Source organism: Nitrobacter hamburgensis X14, from assembly GCF_000013885.1.
Classification (GTDB): domain Bacteria; phylum Pseudomonadota; class Alphaproteobacteria; order Rhizobiales; family Xanthobacteraceae; genus Nitrobacter; species Nitrobacter hamburgensis.
Genome location: NC_007964.1, coordinates 3,169,135 through 3,188,411 on the forward strand (window position 1 = coordinate 3,169,135; position 19,277 = coordinate 3,188,411).

Genomic DNA, 19,277 nt, shown 5'->3' on the forward strand with positions numbered 1-19,277 from the left:
CTCTCGTCGGCGGCCGCCGATTTGTTTCATACCCCAGCCCGGATCGCCTCGAGCGAAGGGAAACAAATGGCCACGAAAGGACTTTTTGCTCCTCCAAACCGGGAATTGCCGGTGATGAAGCCCTTATAGTCCTTCCCCGCCCCGGAAATCTGGTCTAAAGACACCCCGCGCGCGAAGATCGCGCTCTTGCACAAGGGACGCGCGGCACGCGCGCCCTTTTTTTGTGCCCAGTTTTCAGTCCGGGACTTAATGCCTAAACGCACCGACATATCGACCATCCTCATCATCGGCGCCGGGCCGATCGTCATTGGTCAGGCCTGCGAATTCGACTATTCCGGCACCCAGGCGGTGAAGGCGCTGAAGGAGGAGGGTTACCGGGTCGTCCTGGTCAATTCCAATCCGGCGACGATCATGACCGATCCCGAGCTCGCCGACGCCACCTATATCGAGCCGATCACCCCGGAAATCGTCGCCAGGATCATCGAAAAGGAACGCCACGTCATTCCCGGCGGTTTCGCACTGCTGCCGACCATGGGCGGCCAGACCGCGCTGAACTGCGCCTTGTCGCTGCGCCGGCTGGGCACGCTGGAGGAGTTCGACGTCGAGATGATCGGCGCCACCGCCGACGCCATCGACAAGGCCGAGGACCGGCAACTGTTCCGCGAGGCCATGACCAAGATCGGCCTCGAAACGCCTAAATCCCGTCTCGCCAACGCCTCCGCGCTCAAGAAATCCGATCGCGACAGCCACCTCGCCGAGAAAGACAAGCTCTCCGGCGACGCGCTCGCCGAATTCGAACGGCAATGGACGCTCGGCGAGAACGAGCGCCGCAAGCGTTACCAGCAGCAGGCGATGGCGGAAGCGCTGATGGCGCTGTCGGAGATCGGCCTGCCTGCGATCATCCGTCCCTCCTTCACCATGGGCGGCACCGGCGGCGGCATCGCCTACACGCGCGACGAGTTTCTCGACATCATCGAGCGCGGCCTCGACGCCTCCCCGACCAACGAGGTCTTGATCGAAGAGAGCGTGCTCGGCTGGAAAGAGTACGAGATGGAAGTCGTCCGCGACAAAAAGGACAACTGCATCATCGTCTGCTCGATCGAGAATCTCGATCCGATGGGCGTCCACACCGGCGACTCCATCACGGTGGCGCCGGCGCTGACGCTGACCGACAAGGAATACCAGATCATGCGCGACGCCTCGCTGGCGGTGTTGCGGGAGATCGGCGTCGAGACCGGCGGCTCCAACGTGCAGTTCGGCGTCGATCCTGCCGACGGCCGCATGGTCGTCATCGAAATGAATCCGCGCGTGTCGCGCTCCTCGGCACTCGCATCAAAAGCGACGGGCTTCCCGATCGCCAAGGTCGCGGCAAAACTCGCTGTCGGCTACACGCTCGACGAGATCGCCAACGATATCACCGGCGGCGCGACTCCGGCATCGTTCGAGCCCAGCATCGACTACGTCGTCACCAAGATTCCGCGTTTCGCTTTCGAAAAATTTCCCGGCGCCTCGACCACGCTGACCACCTCGATGAAATCGGTCGGCGAGGTGATGGCGATCGGCCGCACCTTTCAGGAAAGTCTCCAGAAGGCACTGCGCGGACTGGAGATCGGCCTCACCGGCCTCGACGAAATCGAGATCGAAGGCCTGGGTCAGAGCGACGACAAGAACGCGATCCGCGCAGCGCTCGGCACGCCAACCCCCGATCGCCTGCTGCAGCTCGCGCAGGCGATGCGGCTCGGCTGGAGCGACGAGGATATCTTCAATTCCTGCAAGATCGACCCCTGGTTCCTCGCCGAACTGCGCGGCATCGTCGAGATGGAGAACAAGGTCCGCGCCCACGGCCTGCCGGGCAACGCCTTCGGTATGCGCACGCTCAAGGCGATGGGTTTCTCGGACGCGCGCCTGGCGGTGCTCGCAGGCAAGACCGAGGCGGAGGTCAAAACGCTCCGCCGTACACTCGGCGTGCGCCCGGCCTACAAGCGCATCGACACCTGCGCCGCGGAATTCGCCTCACCGACCGCGTACATGTACTCGACCTACGAATCGCCGTTCGCGGGCGCGGTTGTCGACGAGAGCGCACCGTCGGACAGGACAAAGGTCGTCATCCTCGGCGGCGGTCCCAACCGCATCGGTCAGGGCATCGAGTTCGACTATTGCTGTTGCCATGCCTGCTTCGCGCTGTCGGACGCCGGCTTTGAAACGATCATGGTCAACTGTAATCCGGAAACGGTGTCGACCGACTACGACACCGCCGACCGGCTCTACTTCGAGCCGCTGACGGCCGAAGACGTGCTGGAAATCATCGATACCGAACGGCAGAACGGAACGCTGCACGGCGTGATCGTGCAGTTCGGAGGCCAGACGCCGCTGAAACTTGCACGCGCGCTGGAGGCGGCCGACGTGCCGATCCTCGGCACCTCGCCCGAAGCCATCGATCTCGCGGAAGACCGCGACCGCTTCAAGCGTATCCTCGACCGGCTGAAACTGAAGCAGCCGAAAAACGGCATCGCCTATTCGGTGGAGCAGGCGCGGCTGGTGGCGGCCGATCTCGGCCTGCCGCTGGTGGTGCGCCCGTCCTACGTGCTGGGCGGCCGCGCCATGCAGATCATCCGCGAGGAAAACCAGCTCGGCGACTACCTGCTCGGCACCCTGCCCGAACTCGTGCCCGCCGACGTCAAGGCGCGCTATCCGAACGACAAGACCGGCCAGATCAACACCGTGCTCGGCACCAACCCGCTGCTGTTCGATCGCTATCTCTCCGACGCCACCGAAATCGATGTCGATTGCCTCTGCGACGGCAAGGACACCTTCGTCGTCGGCATCATGGAGCATATCGAGGAAGCGGGCATCCACTCCGGCGACTCGGCCTGCTCGCTGCCGCCGCGCTCGCTCGATGCGGCCACCATCACTGAGCTGGAGCGGCAGACCCGCGAGCTTGCGCTCGGACTCGACGTCATCGGCCTGATGAACGTGCAATACGCCATCAAGGACGGCGATATCTACGTGCTTGAAGTGAACCCCCGCGCCTCGCGCACGGTGCCGTTCGTCGCCAAGGTGGTCGGCCTTCCCGTCGCCAAGATCGCGGCGCGGATCATGGCCGGCGAGAAGTTGGCCTCCTTCAAGCTCAAGCCACAGAAGCTCGGCCATGTCGGCGTCAAGGAATCGGTCTTCCCCTTCGCGCGCTTCCCCGGCGTCGATACCGTGCTCGGTCCGGAAATGAAATCGACCGGCGAGGTGATGGGCATCGACCGCTCGTTCGAGATCGCCTTCGCCAAGAGCCAGCTCGGCGGCGGTACGCGTCTGCCGCGCAAGGGCACGGTGTTCGTCTCGGTCCGCGAAACCGACAAAATGCGCATCCTCGAAACGGTAAAGCTGTTGTCTTCGGTCGGCTTCAGAGTGATGGCGACATCGGGGACACAACGCTACCTGTCCGACAGCGGCGTTCCGGCCGAGAAGATCAACAAGGTTCTGGAGGGCCGGCCGCATATCGTGGACGCCATCACCAACGGCGAGGTGCAACTGGTATTCAACACCACCGATGGACCGCAGGCACTGGCCGACAGCCGCTCGCTGCGGCGTGCTGCCCTCTTGCATAAAGTGCCGTATTACACCACTCTTTCGGGCGCCGTGGCGGCCGCGCAGGGCATCCGCGCCTATCTGGGCGGGGACCTTGAGGTTCGCACGTTGCAGAGCTACTTTTCCGAGACCTAGCGCGTATTCCGCAAAAGTGGACACCGGTTTTGCGATCAGAATACGCGCAGGTTATTGATTGAGAGCATTTTCTTTCGGCTAACCGGATTCCACTTAGCCGGAAAATGCTCTACGGCCTGAACCGGACTCAATTGGTCGATAACCGGTTGCAGGAGCCCTGATAGAGCTGGAACCTGCCGGCTACGGAGATGTTTGTTCCAACCGAGACCGGTCGTAAGCAGCTATTATGGTTTGGGTTCAGAAGCTCGCTTTATTGCCCCGGCTAAGTCCGTCAAGCGAGCTTCTGAACCCAAACCACGCTAGAATCATAGAGTTGCTAATGTCTCTTTGATTCCGAAATTCGCATTAAGGGCTGCCGCGAAGACATTAAAGGCTGCCGCAAAAACATGCGAACCTCGGAATAGGGGCAACAGGCGAATGCGGATTTTTGCGGCCGGGGTCCGGAACCGGAAGCCGCTTCGTAACACCGCAGGGCCGCCGCCGATGAAGCGAAGGACGAAATGAGATGATCGAGAAGGTTCCGATGACCCGAGGCGGGCATGCCGCCCTCGCAGACGAACTGAAGAAGCGCCAGTCGGTGGACCGGCCGCGCATCATCGAACACATCGCCGAGGCGCGCTCGCATGGCGATCTGTCGGAAAACGCGGAGTATCACGCCGCAAAGGAAGATCAGTCGCACAACGAGGGCCGCATCGCCGAACTCGAAGACAAGCTGGCGCGCGCAGAGATCATCGACGTCAGCAAGCTTTCCGGCGACACCATCAAGTTCGGCGCTACCGTGACGCTGATCGACGAGGACACCGACAAGAAGGCGGTGTGGCAGATCGTCGGCGAAGCCGAAGCCGACGCCAAGAAGGGCCGCATTTCAATCACCTCGCCGCTCGCACGCGCCCTGATCGGCAAGAAGAAAGGGGCCTCGGTCGAAGTCGTCGCGCCCGGAGGCGCCAAGGCCTACGAGATCACCAAGGTCGAGTGGCGATAGCGGAACGATCATCGTCACTCCGCTGTTCGTTGGTCGCGAATACGTCCCTGCGGCCGGACTTTGTTTTTCCTGATATGGTTTATATCAACTTCCGCAAGGGCAGGATGAACGCGGTATGCGGCTTTCCCGTTTAAGCGTCGCAACCGCGATGACGGCGGCGATCGTCGCCGGCGCGGCCCTCGCGGCCGATATGGATATCCCGCGACATCCGCCTGCGACGGAGATTTCGGTACAAAAGGGCCCGCCGAATTGCAGCCGATGGACCGACGACTGCGTGAATTGCGCGCGCAACGCCAAGGGCTCGCTGCCACTTTGCTCGAATATCGGTTTTTCCTGTCAGCCCAAACCGGTCCGCTGCCTGCAGCCATGACCATCCGCCTTTGAGGCTGAACGGTGGGGACACCGTCGCTGCCGAGACGCAATGACGCAGGATAGCGAGCATCGGCTTGTTCCAGACCTGGAACAATTCAAGAGCCAGGCCGTTGATGTTTGCGTTACCCCTGCGGTGACGGACGCACGGTTGTTCCAAGATTTTGCAATGTCGCACCCTGGGGGAAATCCGACATGGACCAGCTGTTTTCAAAATGGCAGCCGACGGCGCTGAGCCTGCTCCGTTTCATGAGCGGGCTTCTGCTTATGCAACACGGCACCGCCAAGCTTTTCGGCTTCCCTTCGCTGCCGATGTTCGCCGATCTGAACGTCGCGTCGCTGGTTGGAATGGCCGGAATCATCGAACTGGTCGGCGGTGCGCTGCTGGTGATCGGGCTGTTTACGCGTGCAGCTGCCTTCATCGCGTCGGGCATGACAGCGGTGGCCTACTTTATGGTGCACGCGCCGCAGAACTTCATGCCGATCGTCAACGGCGGCGAACTGGCCGCGCTGTATTGCTTTGTTTTCTTCTATCTCGTGTTCGCTGGAGGCGGGCCGGTCAGCCTCGACAGGATGATTGGCGACAAGGGCTAAAGCAGGATCAGGAGAAGGCGTGGTTGAAACAGCCGGCATTGTGCCGGGCGTCCACGTCTTCAGGCGCGCCTTGCTGCCTCAGCCCGGCACCTTCAGCTCAAGCGGCACCGCGGCGGCGTATTTGGAGTTGTGCAGCACCAGCGAGGTTCGCACGTTGCGCACATGCGGCGCAGCGGTGAGATGCGAAACGAAATCCTGAAATGTCGTCATATCGGGCGCCACGCATTTCAGGATGAAATCGACCTCGCCCGACAGCATCCAGCATTCGCGTACGAGCGGTTCGCCGCGCACGAACTCCTCGAACGCGCGCAAATCGGCGTCGGCCTGACTCGACAGATGCACCGACGCGAAGACGGTAACCTCGAAACCGAGCCGCTGCGGATCGAGCAATCCGCGGTAGCCCTGGATGTAACCCTCCTCCTCCAGCGTGCGGACCCGGCGCAGACACGGCGGCGGCGAAATGCCGACCCGTTTAGCCAGTTCGACGTTGGTGATCCGGCCGTCGGCCTGAATCTCGCTCAGAATCTTAAGGTCGATCTCGTCCAGGCTTTTCGACACGCGCGTGCAAACCCCGAAGCTGGTCAAACGAAGAGAATCTCCGCGAGCCAAGCCTATTAACGCAGGTCAGGCAGTGTGCGCAATTTTATTGCGCAGCATCCCACTTTCGCGTTTAGAGGAATTTTTGCAGTGACGGGTTGCAAATCCCGCATAGCTTGCCAGATATTATGGACACCGATCTGACGCTTTTCCCGCCGTCTCCGTACCGCCTCCACGGGCCTTTCTCGCCGCCCGCGCGCGCACCATCTTCTCGCCATGGGGTCCCGACCGATGCCTGCTCCCGCCCACGCCAAGGTTGTCATCATCGGCTCTGGTCCAGCAGGCTATACGGCGGCGATCTACGCGGCGCGTGCCATGCTGGAGCCGGTGCTGATCCAGGGCATCCAGCCCGGCGGCCAGCTCACCATTACGACCGATGTCGAAAACTATCCCGGCTTTGCGGACGTGATCCAGGGGCCGTGGCTGATGGAGCAGATGGAAAAGCAGGCGACGCATGTCGGCACCAGGATCGTGACCGATACGGTGAATTCACTCGATGTGTCGCAGCGGCCGTTCCGGCTGACCTGCGATAGCGGTGACGTCTACCTTGCCGAGACCGTGATCCTTGCTACCGGCGCGCAGGCGCGCTGGCTCGGTCTGCCGTCCGAGGACAGCTTCAAGGGATTCGGCGTCTCGGCCTGCGCTACCTGCGACGGCTTCTTCTATCGCGGCAAGAACGTGATCGTGGTCGGCGGCGGCAATACCGCGGTTGAGGAAGCGCTGTTCCTGACCAATTTCGCCACGCAGGTCACCCTCGTTCATCGCCGCGATCACTTCCGCGCCGAACGCATCCTGCAGGATCGTGCATTCAAGCATCCCAAGATCAAGGTGGTCTGGGACAGCGCCCTCGACGAAATCTGCGGCACTGAGGATCCGCCCAAGGTCACCCACGTCCGGCTGAAGAACGTCAAGACCGGCGCCCTCACCGAGGTCGCGGCCGACGGCGTGTTCATCGCGATCGGTCACGCGCCAGCCACCGAGCTGGTGGCGGGCAAGGTCAAGCTGAAAAGCTCGGGCTACATCGAGGTTGCGCCGAACTCAACGGCAACGTCGGTGCCCGGCCTGTTCGCAGCCGGCGATGTCGCCGACGAGGTTTATCGCCAGGCAGTCACGGCCGCGGGCCTTGGCTGCATGGCAGCACTGGAGGCCGAACGGTTTCTCGCCGCGCATGCGAGCGACCGCGCGGCTGCGGAGTAACGATGCTACGGAATCGCGACGGTTTTACCGACATGGACTGGGACAAGCTGAAGGTGTTTCATGCCGCCGCCGAGGCCGGCAGCTTCACACATGCCGGCGAACAACTCGGGCTGTCGCAGTCTGCCGTATCGCGGCAGGTCGGCGCGCTGGAGCAGGAACTCTCGGTGGCGCTGTTTCATCGCCATGCGCGAGGACTGATCCTGACCGAACAGGGCGACCTGCTGTTTCGCACCACGCACGAGGTCTTCATCCAATTGCAGGCGGCGCGCGCCAAGCTCACCGACAGCCGCGAGCGGCCGAGCGGAGACCTCAGGGTGACGACGACGCCGGGCATCGGCATCAACTGGCTGATTCCCCGGCTTGGCGAATTCACCGCGCTCTACCCGGAGATACGGGTCTCGCTGATTCTCACCGACGAAGAGCTCGATCTGTCGATGCGCGAGGCCGATATCGCGATCCGCACACACAAGCCGACCCAGCCTGATCTCATTCAGCGCAAGCTGTTTGCGATGGGTTTCCACGCCTACTGTTCGACCGAATACGTCAAACACTTCGGTACCCCGCGGGCACTGGAGGAACTCGACGGACATCGTATCATCCTGCTCACCGATACATATGCGTCGGCCCATCTCCAGAATCGCAACTGGCTGATCGGGGCCGGTCGCAACGGCACGGGACCGCGCGAACCGTACTTCACCGTGAACAACATACTGGGCCTGTTCAGCGCCTGTAAGCAGGGCCTCGGCATCGCTGCGCTGCCGGATTATCTGGTCGGCGAGAACAACCGCCTGGTGCAGTTGTTCAGCGAATCCGATTCGATTCAGCTCGACACCTATTTCGTGTATCCTGAAGAGCTGAAATCCGTCGCGCGTATTCAGGCCTTCCGCGATTTCGTGGTCAGCAAGGCGCAGCGCTGGCCGTCCTGATCCGCACACCGCAGGTTCTTTTGCAATGCCCGGGCTCGCGACAGCGTCGTTCGAACTCCGCATGACTGACATGCGGTCTCGTTGATTGCCGCGCCCCCCGGCGAGGACCATAGTCCGCGAGATGCTATAGCGTTTTCGAGCAAAGCATGTCCTCGGGCTTGACCCGAGGATGGATGCCGGTTCGCGTTAAGAAAACGCGTCAAATCAAAATCACAAAGCCCCGCTTCTGATTCCATCAGAAGCGGAAAGATTTTACGCTGCGTGCTTGTGCATGGTCCCGCCCGAGGACGCGGCGCCGCGGATCGCCTTGACGGAGCGTTCGATCGCCGCCCACAGCCGTCCGATCTCGGAGGCGGCGCGACCACGGGAATCGTATTCGCGGGCGCCTTCGCCATGTGCGAGCGCCAGCAGCAGGTCGGCACGATTGGTAATCTGACCGCTCCAAACCGGAGCGCGGAATTTCGCAAGAGCCTCGCGGGCAATGGTGACGATCGGGCTTTCGGAGCCATCGCGCATCGCCGGCGCGCCGTTGACGACAACGGCATACGGCCTGCGTGCGGACCGGCAGATCTGGATGGTATCCTGAACCGCATTGACATCGAAGACGCCCGGACGCGCGGGGACCACGACCATGGTTGCATTGCGGATGGCGTCATCGACGACGGCCGACAGGGTCGGAGGCGTGTCGATAAAGACCCACTCGAAGCCGTCGCGCTTCGCGGAGTTGATGATCTCGGTTACGGAACGGTTGGCTGTCCGGATCGGAGGTTCGTTGGTGCCGCGCAGCTTGTGCCAAAGCGTCAGCGATCCCTGTGGATCGGCATCCACCAGCAGACAGGGCCTCGAAGCCTTATGAACCTGCGCGGCAAGATGAGCGGCCAGGGTGCTTTTGCCTGAACCGCCTTTACGCGATGCGAAAACAATAACGTTCATACCTTGGTCTCCAGATTGACCCGGGAGACTAAGATGAATCAGCATGCTGATTCGTTAAAGACAAATCTTACCGTCAATCACTGCCGCGCGTGGGTTTTTCATACCATACTGGCATTTGAGTCACACCGCTGTTTGATATTTGAGTCTCGCCCGCGCAAAAAGACCAATTACCACGCGCGTTTCGCGGCTTTCCGCTCCATCCATTTGCGCTCGATCCAGCCGAGCATCCGCGCCATCGGCGCTTGCAGAAACGGCAGATCCTGCGCGATCAGGATAAGTCCCAGCGGCAACATCCATAGCCCCAGCACCGGTAGAAAACTGAAGATGCCGCCGACGATCAGCATGATCGCCAGCGGAATACGCACCAGCCGCGACGACGGCTTGCGCACCCAGCCGATGAATTTCGCCAATCGTGGCGGCATTTTATCCTCAAACCAGGCAAAATGCCGATCGAGCTCCGCTCGGTGATCGTTGCTCACTGTTCGCTCCGTGGCGGAAAGATGTTGATCCGTCATCGCGTGACAACGCGGCGGGATGTCGCGCAACAGCCTGACCGCTGAATAGCCCAGTCGCTTCAGTCGGTGTCAGCAAAAGGCGCCTTCCGCATCGGCTTTCAAATTAGAGCGTTTTCGAGCGAAGTGGATACCGGTTCGCGGGAAGAAAACGCGTCAAATAAAAATCATAGAGCCCGCTTCTGATTCCATCAGAAGCGAAAAGGCTCTAGAAGCCGAACACCCAGACGACGCACACCACTGCCAGCGTCAAGAGCGCGCTCAGCATCCAGCCGATGGCGTAGTTTGTTTCCTCAGGCACGATCCCGCGCATGTCCTCGACAGGCACGCCGTGGCTGGAACGCCAAAGGCGCAAATCGGTCATTGCAACCTCCCTTGCGGACATTACCGCAGGGATTCAATGGAGAACGGGCTGCGCGGGTTCCACTGGGCGGCAAATCTTCGAAATCGCCGGGGTCTGCTCCGCCTGGCTTGACGCCGCCGCTTGCACCCGTCATGCGTATCGCGTCAGTCGGCCGGACGGCCGCTCCCGCTGCGGCCGAAAGGCTGCGGGAGAGGAAAGTCCGGGCTCCATCGACATACGGTGCCGGATAACGTCCGGCGGGGGCGACCCCAGGGACAGTGCCACAGAGAACGAACCGCCTCCTCCCCGGAGCAGGTAAGGGTGAAAAGGTGCGGTAAGAGCGCACCGCGTCTCCGGCAACGGAGACGGCATGGCAAACCACACCGGGAGCAAAACCGAATAGGGGCGGCATCGCGAGAGGTTCGCCTTCGGCGATAACATCGCAGGGCCATGTCGGGCCCGCTGTCCGGGTAGGTTGCATGAGGCAACGTGCAAACGTTGCCCCAGAGGAATGGCCGTCACGTATCGCGTGCGCAAGCGCGCGGTGCCCTACAGAACCCGGCTTACAGGCCGGCTGATATGTTCGCGCAGCGTTTTCGAACGAAGAGGGATGAACTTTCCGGTTCGCATAAGGAAAACGCGTTTCACTGTGAATGAGGGGTTCGGCGTACCCACGCCGGACCCCTCGCCATTTCGGAAAACCCGCAGCAGACGTCTTGCCGATATCAAGCATACCCGCTTGCGGGCCTTACTCGTCGTAATCCGCCTCGCTGGCACCGTGACTGTGCGAATGGCTCTTGCTGCCGCCCAGCGATCCCGTCACCGCAGGCTCGCGACCGGCATACGAGCCGCGCGCGGCGCGCGCCGCGATTTCCTCGCCCGATACCGCCGCCGGCTTGCAGACCACGCGGCGGCTCGCGCGGCGCATCAGATCGACGTGGATGTGATTATAATGATGGACGTTGGAGCCGGGCGCCAGCACCGTGGTGAAGCGCTGACAGGCCGACGCTTCCACGTCGCGCAGGAAACCCTGCTCTTCCGGCAGCCCCTTCCATCCGTGCTGCACGGAAACGTATCGTCCATCCGCCAGCGTAAACCCGGCGATATCGAGCGCGTTGCCAAAGGCGTGCTCGGAGATGTGCGCGTGCGGGTTGCCGTTCATGCCGCGGCAGGAATAGGCCGAGATCTGCTTGATCTCGGCGACGCGCGCGCCGAACCAGCGCATCGCCGCCGGCTGCACCGCATCCGCGAGCCAGCGATCAAGCGCCGAGACGATCGGGCAGGCAAGCGTGGCGGCTGGCTTCACAGCGACAGCCCCGACCGCGTTTGTGATCGTCCCGCGCGCCGGTCCGAGCCGCGGCAACGGCGAATTTTGTTGTGACGAGCCAACGCCTGGCGTTGCGGGATATGCCGTCGATCGCTCGCCGCCATAGGGACGGGATTGCGAACCGGGATGCGGTTGCGCGTAAGGATCATCCGACGGATAGGACGACACGCGAGCCGCATCCGGCGTTCCGTCCGGCGGCAACTCGATCCGGTCTTCAACAGGGTGCACGCCGGGCGCGTTCAGCGAGACTGGGCCGCTCGGCCCACTGCCATAGGCGGACTGGCGAGCGGCTGCCGGATACGACGGCTGCGCGACCGGCCAGCGCGGCTGATTGCGGCCGACCGACGCGGGCGGCCTGAGATCCTCATTGGCAAAGCCGTAAACCGGACTTTCACCGAACGCCGAAACCTTCAGAGGAAATTCGGCGCCGCAAACGCCGGGGCCACTGATCGGGCGGATGCGAACGAGCTCGGCGCTTTCCTTGACCTCGCCGGATTTCAGACATGCGGCTTCGGCCTCGGCCCGCCACGGTTCGCGCTCCGCGGTCTGAAAGAAACCGCGTCCGCAACCGGCCAGCGACACAAGGACGACGGAGCCGACGAGATACAAGGCAACTCTGCGCGTCATCCGCGCACGTTCAACGAATTTATTTAAGGCTTCTTCAACGCGTTGTTTTCAGTCTTTTTTAACCACGTCGTTGCGATGCACAATGGAAGATGGGCAGCACAGTTAACTTTGTTCCGCCGGGAACGGTTGCCAGCTTTCCGCGTTACGACGGACCAACGGCGTGATCAGGGAGTCGTCACATGACTTTCACCGGCCGCATGAGCGTTGTAACCGCCTATGTCGCGCTCGCCTTCGTCTGCGCGATCGTGCTGGGCGTTTTCTAGAGTCTTTCCGCTTCCGATAGAATCAGAAGCGAGGCTCTATGATTTTGATTTGACGCGTTTTCTTCAAGCGAAACGGTATCCATCCTCGGGTCAAGCCCAAGGACATGCTTCGCTCGAAAACGCTCTGGCGGCCCGCCCGCACGACTGTGGTTCTGCTCCCGCATTCACCGCGTCGGGCGAGCACGGACCCAACCGCTGCAGCAGCCGCGTGCGCTGGCATCCATTGCCCGCTGCCTGTAGACTCGGTCATCGGACAATTGCGCCGGGGAGCCAATGCGGCCGGAGTTCAATCTCAAAACCATCCTGCTCGGCATCGGGGTCCTTGCGGTCTCGTTCCTTGTCAGTCTCAAGGCTATGGACTGGGTATCGCCGCGTGGAATCGACAAGCCCGTGCTTGCGACATTGCCGCCGCTGGCGCCCGTCAACCGCAGTTCGAGCATCGTCGCGCCGATCACCATTCCGATCGCCGTCATTCGCGTCGCCGCCGACCGCGCCGCTCCGCACACCTTCGCCGGCAAGGCCGATAATCCGGCGGCGCAGATTCTCCAGAACGCGGACATCGGATGGACCGCGTCGCGCGGCGCGATCAGCGCCACGGGCGCCAACGATGTGCTGTCGCTGTCGACGCCGCTGACCGGTACCCTCAAGGTCACGGGATCGCTGTCAGCCAACGCCCAGGGCGCGGTCGGCAACGCGCTTGCAAGCGTGCTCGGCGGCAACGTCGCCAAACAGATCGGCCGCGTGAACATCAAGAACCTGAATGCCAATGCCGAGATCAAGGGCGACGTCGTGATGACGGCGCGGCCGACGCTGACCGAGAGCTGGCGCATCGACCCCAACATGACCGCGCAGGTCAATCTCGGTGATACCAACCTCTCGGTTGCCGGCGCCCGTGTCAACGTCCCCTCGCAGGTCAAGCCCGTCATCGACAGGGCGGTCAACGAACAGCTCGCGAGCCTGCAACAGCGCATCCGCAACGATCCCGCGCTGGAGCGCAGCGCGCGGCTGCAATGGGCGCGGATGTGCCGCTCGATCCCGTTAAAGGGCGCAGCCGGGTTGCAGAACCTGTATCTCGAGCTGAAGCCGGTGCGCGCCGTCGCGGCTCAACCACGCATCGATGCCAGCAACGTCACGCTGACGCTCGGCCTCGAGGCCGAAACGCGGATCACCACCGCGGCAACCAAGCCGGACTGTCCGTTCCCCACGACGCTCGCCATCGTGCCGGCCACGCCGGGCCGACTGAACATCGGCGTTCCGATCGACGTGCCCTTCACCGACATCAACAGGATCATCGAGGCGCAGTTCGCCGGCAAGACGTTTCCCGAGGATGGCAGCGGCCCGGTCGACGTCACTGTCAAGCAGGCCAGCGTCGCGGCTGCGGGCGACCGGCTTCTGATCTCGCTGCTGGTTCATGCGAAGGAAAAGAAAAGCTGGTTCGGTTTCGGCGGCGAGGCCACCGTCCACATCTGGGGCAAACCCGTGCTCGACCAAGCCAAGCAGACCCTGCACTTGTCCGATATCCAGCTCGCGGTCGAATCCGAAGCCGCGTTCGGACTGCTCGGCACCGCCGCGCGCGCCGCGATGCCCTATCTGCAACAGGCCTTGGCGGAGAAGGCAACCGTCGACCTCAAGCCGTTCGCATCGAACGCGCGCGAGAAGATCGCCGCGGCCATCGCGGATTTTCAGAAGAACGAGGACGGGGTCCGGGTCAAGGCCGAGATCACCAGCCTGAAGCTCGCCGATATCGCGTTCGATTCCAGAACGCTGCGCGTCATCGCGGAAGCGGCGGGCGCCGTGAACGTCGAGATCAAGACACTGCCAGCGCTGTAATCGCCCGGATGAATTGACTTCTAGACGTGGGTGCCCGGCATGAGGCCGGGCATGACGATTCAATCAAACCTCACCCTGCTTTAATCCTCAAATTTGAATGAGACCTTGAGCTTGGCCCGATAGGCCTCGACCTTGCCCTCGTCGTCCAACTGCATGTCAAGCTTGACAACTTCGGCGACGCGAAGATCCCGGAGCGATTGCCCTGCCCGCTCGACCGCGGTCGTGGCCGCCTTCTCCCAGGATTCTTTGCTGGTGCCAATCAGTTCGATGACCTTGTAGACACTGTCAGCCATGTTGTCCTCCGTTCGATGACAGGACGCAGGTGGTCCTGCCGACTGTAAGCTAACAACGAAGCATGAAGCCGCCTGCCGTATACCGCCACACAAAACGCGCCCGGCCAAAAACCGGGCGCGCCGTTGTTAAACCGTTCCGCCAGCTCAGGTCGAATACTTGAACTCGGGCATCGCCTTCAGCTGTTCCTTGCTCGCGTTGAAGACAGCGTGATCCGGATACCACGGATTGGTCTTCGTGTTCGTCGCTGCAGGCGCGGATGTCGCCGCGCCTGTGGTGGTCTCCGAACGCATACCGTTGCCCGCCGGCGCCGTCGTCGAGGCCGATGTCGACGGCACAGGCGTGTCCAAGAACTTGATCTTGTCGAAGGACACCGCAACCAGACGCTCACCGACACCGAGGAATCCGCCGACGCCAATCACCGCCGCGTTGATCTTTCCGCTCTTGTCCAGCAGCAAATCGCTGATCGAACCGAGCTTCTCGTTGGCGTCGTTATAGACGTTCAGGCCTATCATTTTCGACGAGCGCCAGTCGCCATGATAGCCGGACTCAGACGATGTGGCGGCCGGAGCACTCATGGTGTTCGTCGTGGTGGTTGACGTTTGCGCGACCGCCGCCGTGGCCAGCAATGCGGAACCGATCAATGCGACGGTCATATGTTTGGCAATCATCAGTGCACCTCCTTCGGGTTGAAATGAGTAGCAAGAACACACGACTCCGACAGTCGTTCCCGGAAACATTCCGGATTGTTCGGGTTTCCTGAGGGAACGGAACGGCGCGACGGGATTTGCGGCAAGCGCTGCGCGCAAGTGAAAGCCATACAACGTGGCGAACGAACGACTTACGCAAGCTTGAGAGCTGATCGCGGGATTGACTCACGCCGAACTCCCGCTCGCGCGGCAGCACGACCAATCATCACGCGAGTAATACGTCGATGAAGCAATCAGGCAGAAAGCATCAACGCGCCGGCACCACCGCCGTTCCTGCGGAGATGCTGCAAGAGCACACAACGGGATGGTGCGACCGCCAGGATGGACCGCCCTCAGGCCGCGATCGCGCCCGGCTTGCCGGCGGCCTCGCTGAAGAACGCGACCGCTTCGAACTGGTAGCCGCAGTGGGCGCACTGCCAGAGATACCAGGTTCGGCGCGGCTCGTCCTCGAACCAGACGGGCGTGGCAATCGGCTTGCCACATTGCGCGCAGGGATTTTGATGAGGCAAATAATCAGATACGACAGCGACCATGATGCTTCTCCCATCTGCTTCTGCTTCTGCTGTTCGCGGATTCGTGCGCGGTGACGCCGCCAGCGGCCGACGCCCACAGCGGCACGCGCTCGCTTAACGACCGGACGCCACCTGAGTTCCTTTTTTTCTTTTTTCGGCCGAGACGATGAAATCGCGTGAGCCCATGCGTTGACTTCGCCGGCTTTGCCACAGGAAAGTCGCGATTGAGGCGATAGGCATTAGACTGATCGGTGAAAGGCCATTCGTGACAAATCTCAGCAAATGCGTTCCGTTTCTTGGTCTTGTCGTGCTGGCATGGCCGCAGCCCTCGTCGGCGCAGCGGGCACAATACGAGTCGATGGTGGCGGCACACGCGCAAGCCAACGGCGTTCCCGTCGAACTGGTCCACCGCGTCATCGTGCGCGAGAGCCGCTACAACCCGCGCGCAGTGCACCGCGGCAATTACGGCATGATGCAGATCAAGCTCGCGACCGCGAGGGGGCTTGGCTACACCGGCACCGCCGAAGGCCTGCTCGATCCCGAAACCAATCTCACCTACGCGGTCAGGTATCTCGCCGGCGCATACCAGGCAGCTCACGGCAACCACGACCGCGCCGTGGCCTATTACGCTGGCGGCTACTATTACGCGGCGAAACGACAGCGGCTGCAGCGTGCCCGGCACGAAACCATGAGCGCCGACGCACGAATCCCCGGCGCACCGCTGTCGATCGCGCCGCGCTGACAATGGAAGATTGCGCCTTGCCGCGCGTTGACACCGACCCCTTTCGGCCTAAATTAGGGGTGTTCCGAGGGGTGCTCCGTCAGGGAGCTGAGATACCGCAAGCTCGCAATCCGAAGACGGATTGCAGGACCGCGGTGACCCTTTGAACCTGATCCGGGTCATGCCGGCGAAGGGACAGGGATGTTTCAGAATACGCGAGAGATATGGGGGGATTCTCCCGTCGCGGTGATTGGCGCAGGCATCGCCGGCGCGTGGCAGGCGTTGCTGTTCGCGAAAGCCGGGTACGCCGTCACGCTTCACGAGCGCGGCAGCGACGCGATGACGCAGGCCACCAGCCACTGGGCCGGCGGCATGCTGGCGCCATGGTGCGAATCTGAGGTGTCCGAACCCCTCGTCACGCGTCTCGGCCTTCGCTCGCTCGCGCTGTGGCGCGAACACGTTCCCGATACGCCTTTCAACGGGTCGCTGGTGGTGGCGCATCCGCGCGACCGCTCCGACTTCGAGCGTTTTGCGCGCATGACATCGGGGCATCAGCGCATTCAGGGCGATAAAGTGAGCGAGCTTGAACCATCGCTCGACGGACGATTTCGCGAGGCGCTGTTCTTCCCGCACGAAGGCCATGTCGAGCCGCGCCGCGTGCTGCCGCAATTGCACGCCCGCATTCGCGCCGCCGGCGGCAAAATCGAATTTGACAGCGCGCCGGATGCCCGCCACCTCGACGGAATGGCGATCGATTGCCGCGGCCTTGCCGCGCGCGACACGTTCCCGGACCTGCGCGGCGTCAAGGGCGAGGAGATCATCGTCGAAACCGACGAGATTGCGCTGTCGCGCCCGGTGCGGCTGCTGCATCCGCGCTGGCCGCTCTACATCATTCCGCGCGAGGACAACCGCTTCATGATCGGCGCCACCTCGATCGAACGCGAGGACGACGGCGTCAGTGTCCGCTCGGCGCTTGAGCTGCTCAGCGCGGCTTACGCTGTGCATCCGGCCTTCGGCGAAGCGCGGATCGTGGAGATCGGCGCAGGTCTGCGGCCCGCGTTTCCCGACAACCTGCCGCGCATCGCGATCGACAAGAACCGCATCGCGGTCAACGGACTTTTTCGCCACGGCTTTCTGCTGTCGCCGGCGCTCGCGGAGCTGACGCTCGCTTACGTCGCACGCGGCGAGATCGACAACGAGGTGATGCAATGCGAGTGATGCGATGCAAGTGACCGTCAACGGCGAACAGCGGGAGATCGCGGCGCAGACCGTGGACGCGCTGCTAAGCGAGCTCGACTACGGGAGCACGCATGTCGCTATCGCCGTGAATTTCGACGTGCTGCCGAAAAACCGCTGGGCGGACACGGTTCTGAAAAGCGGCGACGAGATCGAGATCATCACGCCGCGGCAGGGAGGCTAAAGGTCGACCAATGCTGAAATTCTACGATCGTGAATTTTCCTCCCGGCTCTTGATCGGCACGGCGTTGTATCCGTCGCCGAAAATCATGCAGGACGCGATCCGCGCCGCGGGCAGCCAGATCGTCACGGTGTCGCTGCGGCGGGAAACCGCGGGCGGCAGGACCGGCGATGCGTTCTGGTCGCTGATCCGCGAGCTCGATGTCACCGTGCTGCCAAACACCGCCGGCTGCAAAAGCGTGCGCGAAGCCGTCACGACAGCGAAACTCGCACGCGAGCTGTTCGGCACGTCGTGGATCAAGCTTGAGGTCATCGCCGACAACGACACGCTGCAACCCGACGTCATCGGCCTGGTCGAAGCCGCCGCCGTTCTCATCAAGGACGGCTTTAAGGTGTTTCCCTATTGTACCGAGGACCTCGGCGTCGCCATGCGGCTGGTCGAGGTCGGCTGCAAGGTGGTGATGCCGTGGGCCGCACCGATCGGAAGCGCGAAAGGCATCGTCAATCGCGACGCCCTGAGGCTGCTGCGCGAGCGGCTGCCCGATATCACCCTCGTCGTCGATGCCGGGATCGGTGCGCCCAGCCACGCCGCGCAGGCTTGCGAGCTTGGTTACGACGCCGTGCTGCTTAACACCGCCGTGGCCAAGGCCGCCGATCCCGTCGCCATGGCCGGCGCGTTCAGCCTCGCGGTCGAGGCCGGCCGCACCGCCTTTGAGGCGGGCCTGATGGAGGCCCGCGACTTCGCCTCCCCCTCAACCCCCGTGGTAGGGACACCCTTCTGGCATGCCGTATCCTGATCGCAGCGCGTATCCTGACCGCTTCTATCCTGTCGTCGATACGCTGGATTGGGTACGCCGCCTGACCGGACTCGGCGTCGGCACGGTGCAGTTGCGCGCAAAAGACCTCAACGACGGCGAGTCGCTGCAACTCGTCAGCGACGCGCTGCAGATCGTCAAGGACACGCCGACGCGGCTCGTGGTCAACGACTACTGGCGCGCGGCGATCGTGGCCGGCGCGAAGCACGTTCACCTCGGCCAGGAGGATCTCACGACGGCCGACGTCCATGAGATCCGCAAAGCCGGGCTGACGCTCGGCCTTTCCACCCATGACGATGCCGAACTCGATACCGCGCTCGCCGCCGAGCCGGATTATGTCGCGCTGGGGCCGATCTTCTTCACCACGCTGAAATCGATGCGCTTCGCCCCGCAGGGCATTCCGAAAATCGCCGAGTGGAAGAAGCGCGTCGGCAACATTCCGCTGGTCGCCATCGGCGGCATCAAGCTCGAGCAGGCGGCGGAAATTTTCGACGCCGGCGCGGACTCGATCGCCGTGGTCAGCGACGTGACGCAGAACCCCGATCCCGACGCGCGGGTGAAGGCATGGCTCGAACAGGTGATTGAAACCGCATGAGGT

20 protein-coding genes, 1 other RNA gene and 1 riboswitch are annotated in these 19,277 nt (G+C 62.5%); of the genes, 13 read left to right on the forward strand and 8 right to left on the reverse strand.

What is annotated here, in order from left to right:
- Window positions 1-249: 249 nt before the first annotated feature.
- The 4 genes from carB (at window position 250) to NHAM_RS14775 (ending at window position 5,659) form a co-directional block, all read left to right on the forward strand.
- The gene (gene carB, locus NHAM_RS14760) at window positions 250-3,714 is read left to right on the forward strand and encodes a carbamoyl-phosphate synthase large subunit (RefSeq protein WP_011511307.1); all 3,465 of its coding nucleotides are present in this window, start codon (window positions 250-252) and stop codon (window positions 3,712-3,714) included.
- 505 nt (window positions 3,715-4,219) lie between these two features.
- A complete protein-coding gene (gene greA, locus NHAM_RS14765) occupies window positions 4,220-4,696 on the forward strand; it encodes a transcription elongation factor GreA (RefSeq protein WP_011511308.1) in 477 nt (158 codons plus the stop codon).
- Between the two features lie 148 nt (window positions 4,697-4,844).
- Window positions 4,845-5,066 carry a hypothetical protein gene (locus tag NHAM_RS14770; RefSeq protein WP_041358200.1) on the forward strand — a complete coding sequence of 74 codons (222 nt, stop codon included), beginning with the start codon at window positions 4,845-4,847 and terminating at the stop codon, window positions 5,064-5,066.
- Between the two features lie 194 nt (window positions 5,067-5,260).
- Window positions 5,261-5,659, forward strand: a complete 399-nt coding sequence (locus tag NHAM_RS14775) for a DoxX family protein (RefSeq protein ID WP_011511310.1) — start codon at window positions 5,261-5,263, stop codon at window positions 5,657-5,659.
- A gap of 78 nt (window positions 5,660-5,737) precedes the next feature.
- Here the strand turns inward: NHAM_RS14775 and NHAM_RS14780 are convergent, their stop codons facing one another.
- A complete protein-coding gene (locus NHAM_RS14780; protein ID WP_011511311.1) occupies window positions 5,738-6,217 on the reverse strand; it encodes an Lrp/AsnC family transcriptional regulator in 480 nt (159 codons plus the stop codon).
- A 270-nt stretch (window positions 6,218-6,487) separates the two neighbouring features.
- On the opposite strand from NHAM_RS14780, the gene trxB reads away from it, so the two are divergent.
- Together trxB and NHAM_RS14790 are read left to right on the forward strand one after the other, a co-directional pair.
- Window positions 6,488-7,453, forward strand: coding sequence for a thioredoxin-disulfide reductase (gene trxB, locus NHAM_RS14785; protein WP_011511312.1), 966 nt, complete (start codon window positions 6,488-6,490; stop codon window positions 7,451-7,453).
- 2 nt (window positions 7,454-7,455) lie between these two features.
- A complete protein-coding gene (locus tag NHAM_RS14790; RefSeq protein ID WP_011511313.1) occupies window positions 7,456-8,379 on the forward strand; it encodes a LysR family transcriptional regulator in 924 nt (307 codons plus the stop codon).
- Between the two features lie 252 nt (window positions 8,380-8,631).
- Here the strand turns inward: NHAM_RS14790 and NHAM_RS14795 are convergent, their stop codons facing one another.
- The 3 genes from NHAM_RS14795 to NHAM_RS27630 all read right to left on the reverse strand — a co-directional run bounded on the left by NHAM_RS14795 (window position 8,632) and on the right by NHAM_RS27630 (window position 10,188).
- The gene (locus NHAM_RS14795; RefSeq protein WP_011511314.1) at window positions 8,632-9,312 is read right to left on the reverse strand and encodes a ParA family protein; all 681 of its coding nucleotides are present in this window, start codon (window positions 9,310-9,312) and stop codon (window positions 8,632-8,634) included.
- Between the two features lie 167 nt (window positions 9,313-9,479).
- Window positions 9,480-9,827: a hypothetical protein gene (locus NHAM_RS14800; protein ID WP_245269906.1), complete on the reverse strand. Its 348-nt coding sequence runs from the start codon at window positions 9,825-9,827 to the stop codon at window positions 9,480-9,482.
- Between the two features lie 205 nt (window positions 9,828-10,032).
- On the reverse strand, window positions 10,033-10,188 hold the full coding sequence (locus tag NHAM_RS27630) for a hypothetical protein (RefSeq protein WP_198136940.1): 156 nt from the start codon (window positions 10,186-10,188) through the stop codon (window positions 10,033-10,035).
- A gap of 143 nt (window positions 10,189-10,331) precedes the next feature.
- Between NHAM_RS27630 and rnpB the strand changes: the two genes are divergently transcribed.
- Window positions 10,332-10,749: RNase P RNA component class A (rnpB, locus tag NHAM_RS24210), an RNA gene on the forward strand.
- A gap of 166 nt (window positions 10,750-10,915) precedes the next feature.
- Here the strand turns inward: rnpB and NHAM_RS14805 are convergent.
- Window positions 10,916-12,121 carry an extensin-like domain-containing protein gene (locus NHAM_RS14805; protein ID WP_011511317.1) on the reverse strand — a complete coding sequence of 402 codons (1,206 nt, stop codon included), beginning with the start codon at window positions 12,119-12,121 and terminating at the stop codon, window positions 10,916-10,918.
- A 536-nt stretch (window positions 12,122-12,657) separates the two neighbouring features.
- On the opposite strand from NHAM_RS14805, the gene NHAM_RS14810 reads away from it, so the two are divergent.
- The gene (locus tag NHAM_RS14810; protein WP_011511318.1) at window positions 12,658-14,214 is read left to right on the forward strand and encodes a DUF4403 family protein; all 1,557 of its coding nucleotides are present in this window, start codon (window positions 12,658-12,660) and stop codon (window positions 14,212-14,214) included.
- 80 nt (window positions 14,215-14,294) lie between these two features.
- Here NHAM_RS14810 and NHAM_RS14815 read toward each other — a convergent pair whose 3' ends face one another.
- The 3 genes from NHAM_RS14815 to NHAM_RS14825 all read right to left on the reverse strand — a co-directional run bounded on the left by NHAM_RS14815 (window position 14,295) and on the right by NHAM_RS14825 (window position 15,748).
- Window positions 14,295-14,507, reverse strand: coding sequence for a dodecin family protein (locus NHAM_RS14815; protein ID WP_011511319.1), 213 nt, complete (start codon window positions 14,505-14,507; stop codon window positions 14,295-14,297).
- A 144-nt stretch (window positions 14,508-14,651) separates the two neighbouring features.
- Window positions 14,652-15,176: a PRC-barrel domain-containing protein gene (locus NHAM_RS14820; protein WP_011511320.1), complete on the reverse strand. Its 525-nt coding sequence runs from the start codon at window positions 15,174-15,176 to the stop codon at window positions 14,652-14,654.
- A 371-nt stretch (window positions 15,177-15,547) separates the two neighbouring features.
- Complete coding sequence (locus NHAM_RS14825; protein ID WP_011511321.1) at window positions 15,548-15,748, reverse strand: hypothetical protein; 201 nt, start codon at window positions 15,746-15,748, stop codon at window positions 15,548-15,550.
- Window positions 15,749-15,992: 244 nt separating this feature from the next.
- Here NHAM_RS14825 and NHAM_RS14830 point away from each other — a divergent pair, with 244 nt between their 5' ends.
- The 5 genes from NHAM_RS14830 (at window position 15,993) to NHAM_RS14850 (ending at window position 19,274) form a co-directional block, all read left to right on the forward strand.
- Window positions 15,993-16,469, forward strand: a complete 477-nt coding sequence (locus NHAM_RS14830; RefSeq protein WP_011511322.1) for a transglycosylase SLT domain-containing protein — start codon at window positions 15,993-15,995, stop codon at window positions 16,467-16,469.
- A 57-nt stretch (window positions 16,470-16,526) separates the two neighbouring features.
- A riboswitch (TPP riboswitch) is annotated at window positions 16,527-16,662 on the forward strand.
- On the forward strand, window positions 16,650-17,666 hold the full coding sequence (locus NHAM_RS14835) for an FAD-dependent oxidoreductase (protein ID WP_011511323.1): 1,017 nt from the start codon (window positions 16,650-16,652) through the stop codon (window positions 17,664-17,666). (Overlaps the previous riboswitch by 13 nt.)
- Window positions 17,667-17,670: 4 nt before the next feature.
- Window positions 17,671-17,868, forward strand: coding sequence for a sulfur carrier protein ThiS (gene thiS, locus NHAM_RS14840; RefSeq protein ID WP_011511324.1), 198 nt, complete (start codon window positions 17,671-17,673; stop codon window positions 17,866-17,868).
- Window positions 17,869-17,878: 10 nt separating this feature from the next.
- Window positions 17,879-18,661, forward strand: a complete 783-nt coding sequence (locus tag NHAM_RS14845; RefSeq protein ID WP_011511325.1) for a thiazole synthase — start codon at window positions 17,879-17,881, stop codon at window positions 18,659-18,661.
- A complete protein-coding gene (locus NHAM_RS14850) occupies window positions 18,648-19,274 on the forward strand; it encodes a thiamine phosphate synthase (protein WP_011511326.1) in 627 nt (208 codons plus the stop codon). The genes NHAM_RS14845 and NHAM_RS14850 overlap by 14 nt, the downstream gene beginning before the upstream one ends.
- Window positions 19,275-19,277 lie beyond the last annotated feature (3 nt).

Excerpts from the sequence above, each read along its gene's own strand:
- NHAM_RS14815 (WP_011511319.1), bottom strand. The coding sequence starts at position 14,507 with ATGGCTGACAGTGTCTACAAGGTCATCGAACTGATTGGCACCAGCAAA.
- carB (WP_011511307.1), top strand. The coding sequence starts at position 250 with ATGCCTAAACGCACCGACATATCGACCATCCTCATCATCGGCGCCGGG.
- NHAM_RS14775 (WP_011511310.1), top strand. The coding sequence starts at position 5,261 with ATGGACCAGCTGTTTTCAAAATGGCAGCCGACGGCGCTGAGCCTGCTC.
- NHAM_RS14810 (WP_011511318.1), top strand. The coding sequence starts at position 12,658 with ATGCGGCCGGAGTTCAATCTCAAAACCATCCTGCTCGGCATCGGGGTC.
- greA (WP_011511308.1), top strand. The coding sequence starts at position 4,220 with ATGATCGAGAAGGTTCCGATGACCCGAGGCGGGCATGCCGCCCTCGCA.
- NHAM_RS14790 (WP_011511313.1), top strand. The coding sequence starts at position 7,456 with ATGCTACGGAATCGCGACGGTTTTACCGACATGGACTGGGACAAGCTG.
- NHAM_RS14835 (WP_011511323.1), top strand. The coding sequence starts at position 16,650 with ATGTTTCAGAATACGCGAGAGATATGGGGGGATTCTCCCGTCGCGGTG.
- NHAM_RS27630 (WP_198136940.1), bottom strand. The coding sequence starts at position 10,188 with ATGACCGATTTGCGCCTTTGGCGTTCCAGCCACGGCGTGCCTGTCGAG.
- NHAM_RS14850 (WP_011511326.1), top strand. The coding sequence starts at position 18,648 with ATGCCGTATCCTGATCGCAGCGCGTATCCTGACCGCTTCTATCCTGTC.
- NHAM_RS14805 (WP_011511317.1), bottom strand. The coding sequence starts at position 12,121 with ATGACGCGCAGAGTTGCCTTGTATCTCGTCGGCTCCGTCGTCCTTGTG.
- NHAM_RS14845 (WP_011511325.1), top strand. The coding sequence starts at position 17,879 with ATGCTGAAATTCTACGATCGTGAATTTTCCTCCCGGCTCTTGATCGGC.
- NHAM_RS14825 (WP_011511321.1), bottom strand. The coding sequence starts at position 15,748 with ATGGTCGCTGTCGTATCTGATTATTTGCCTCATCAAAATCCCTGCGCG.
- trxB (WP_011511312.1), top strand. The coding sequence starts at position 6,488 with ATGCCTGCTCCCGCCCACGCCAAGGTTGTCATCATCGGCTCTGGTCCA.
- NHAM_RS14770 (WP_041358200.1), top strand. The coding sequence starts at position 4,845 with ATGACGGCGGCGATCGTCGCCGGCGCGGCCCTCGCGGCCGATATGGAT.
- NHAM_RS14820 (WP_011511320.1), bottom strand. The coding sequence starts at position 15,176 with ATGATTGCCAAACATATGACCGTCGCATTGATCGGTTCCGCATTGCTG.
- NHAM_RS14800 (WP_245269906.1), bottom strand. The coding sequence starts at position 9,827 with ATGACGGATCAACATCTTTCCGCCACGGAGCGAACAGTGAGCAACGAT.
- thiS (WP_011511324.1), top strand. The coding sequence starts at position 17,671 with ATGCAAGTGACCGTCAACGGCGAACAGCGGGAGATCGCGGCGCAGACC.
- NHAM_RS14795 (WP_011511314.1), bottom strand. The coding sequence starts at position 9,312 with ATGAACGTTATTGTTTTCGCATCGCGTAAAGGCGGTTCAGGCAAAAGC.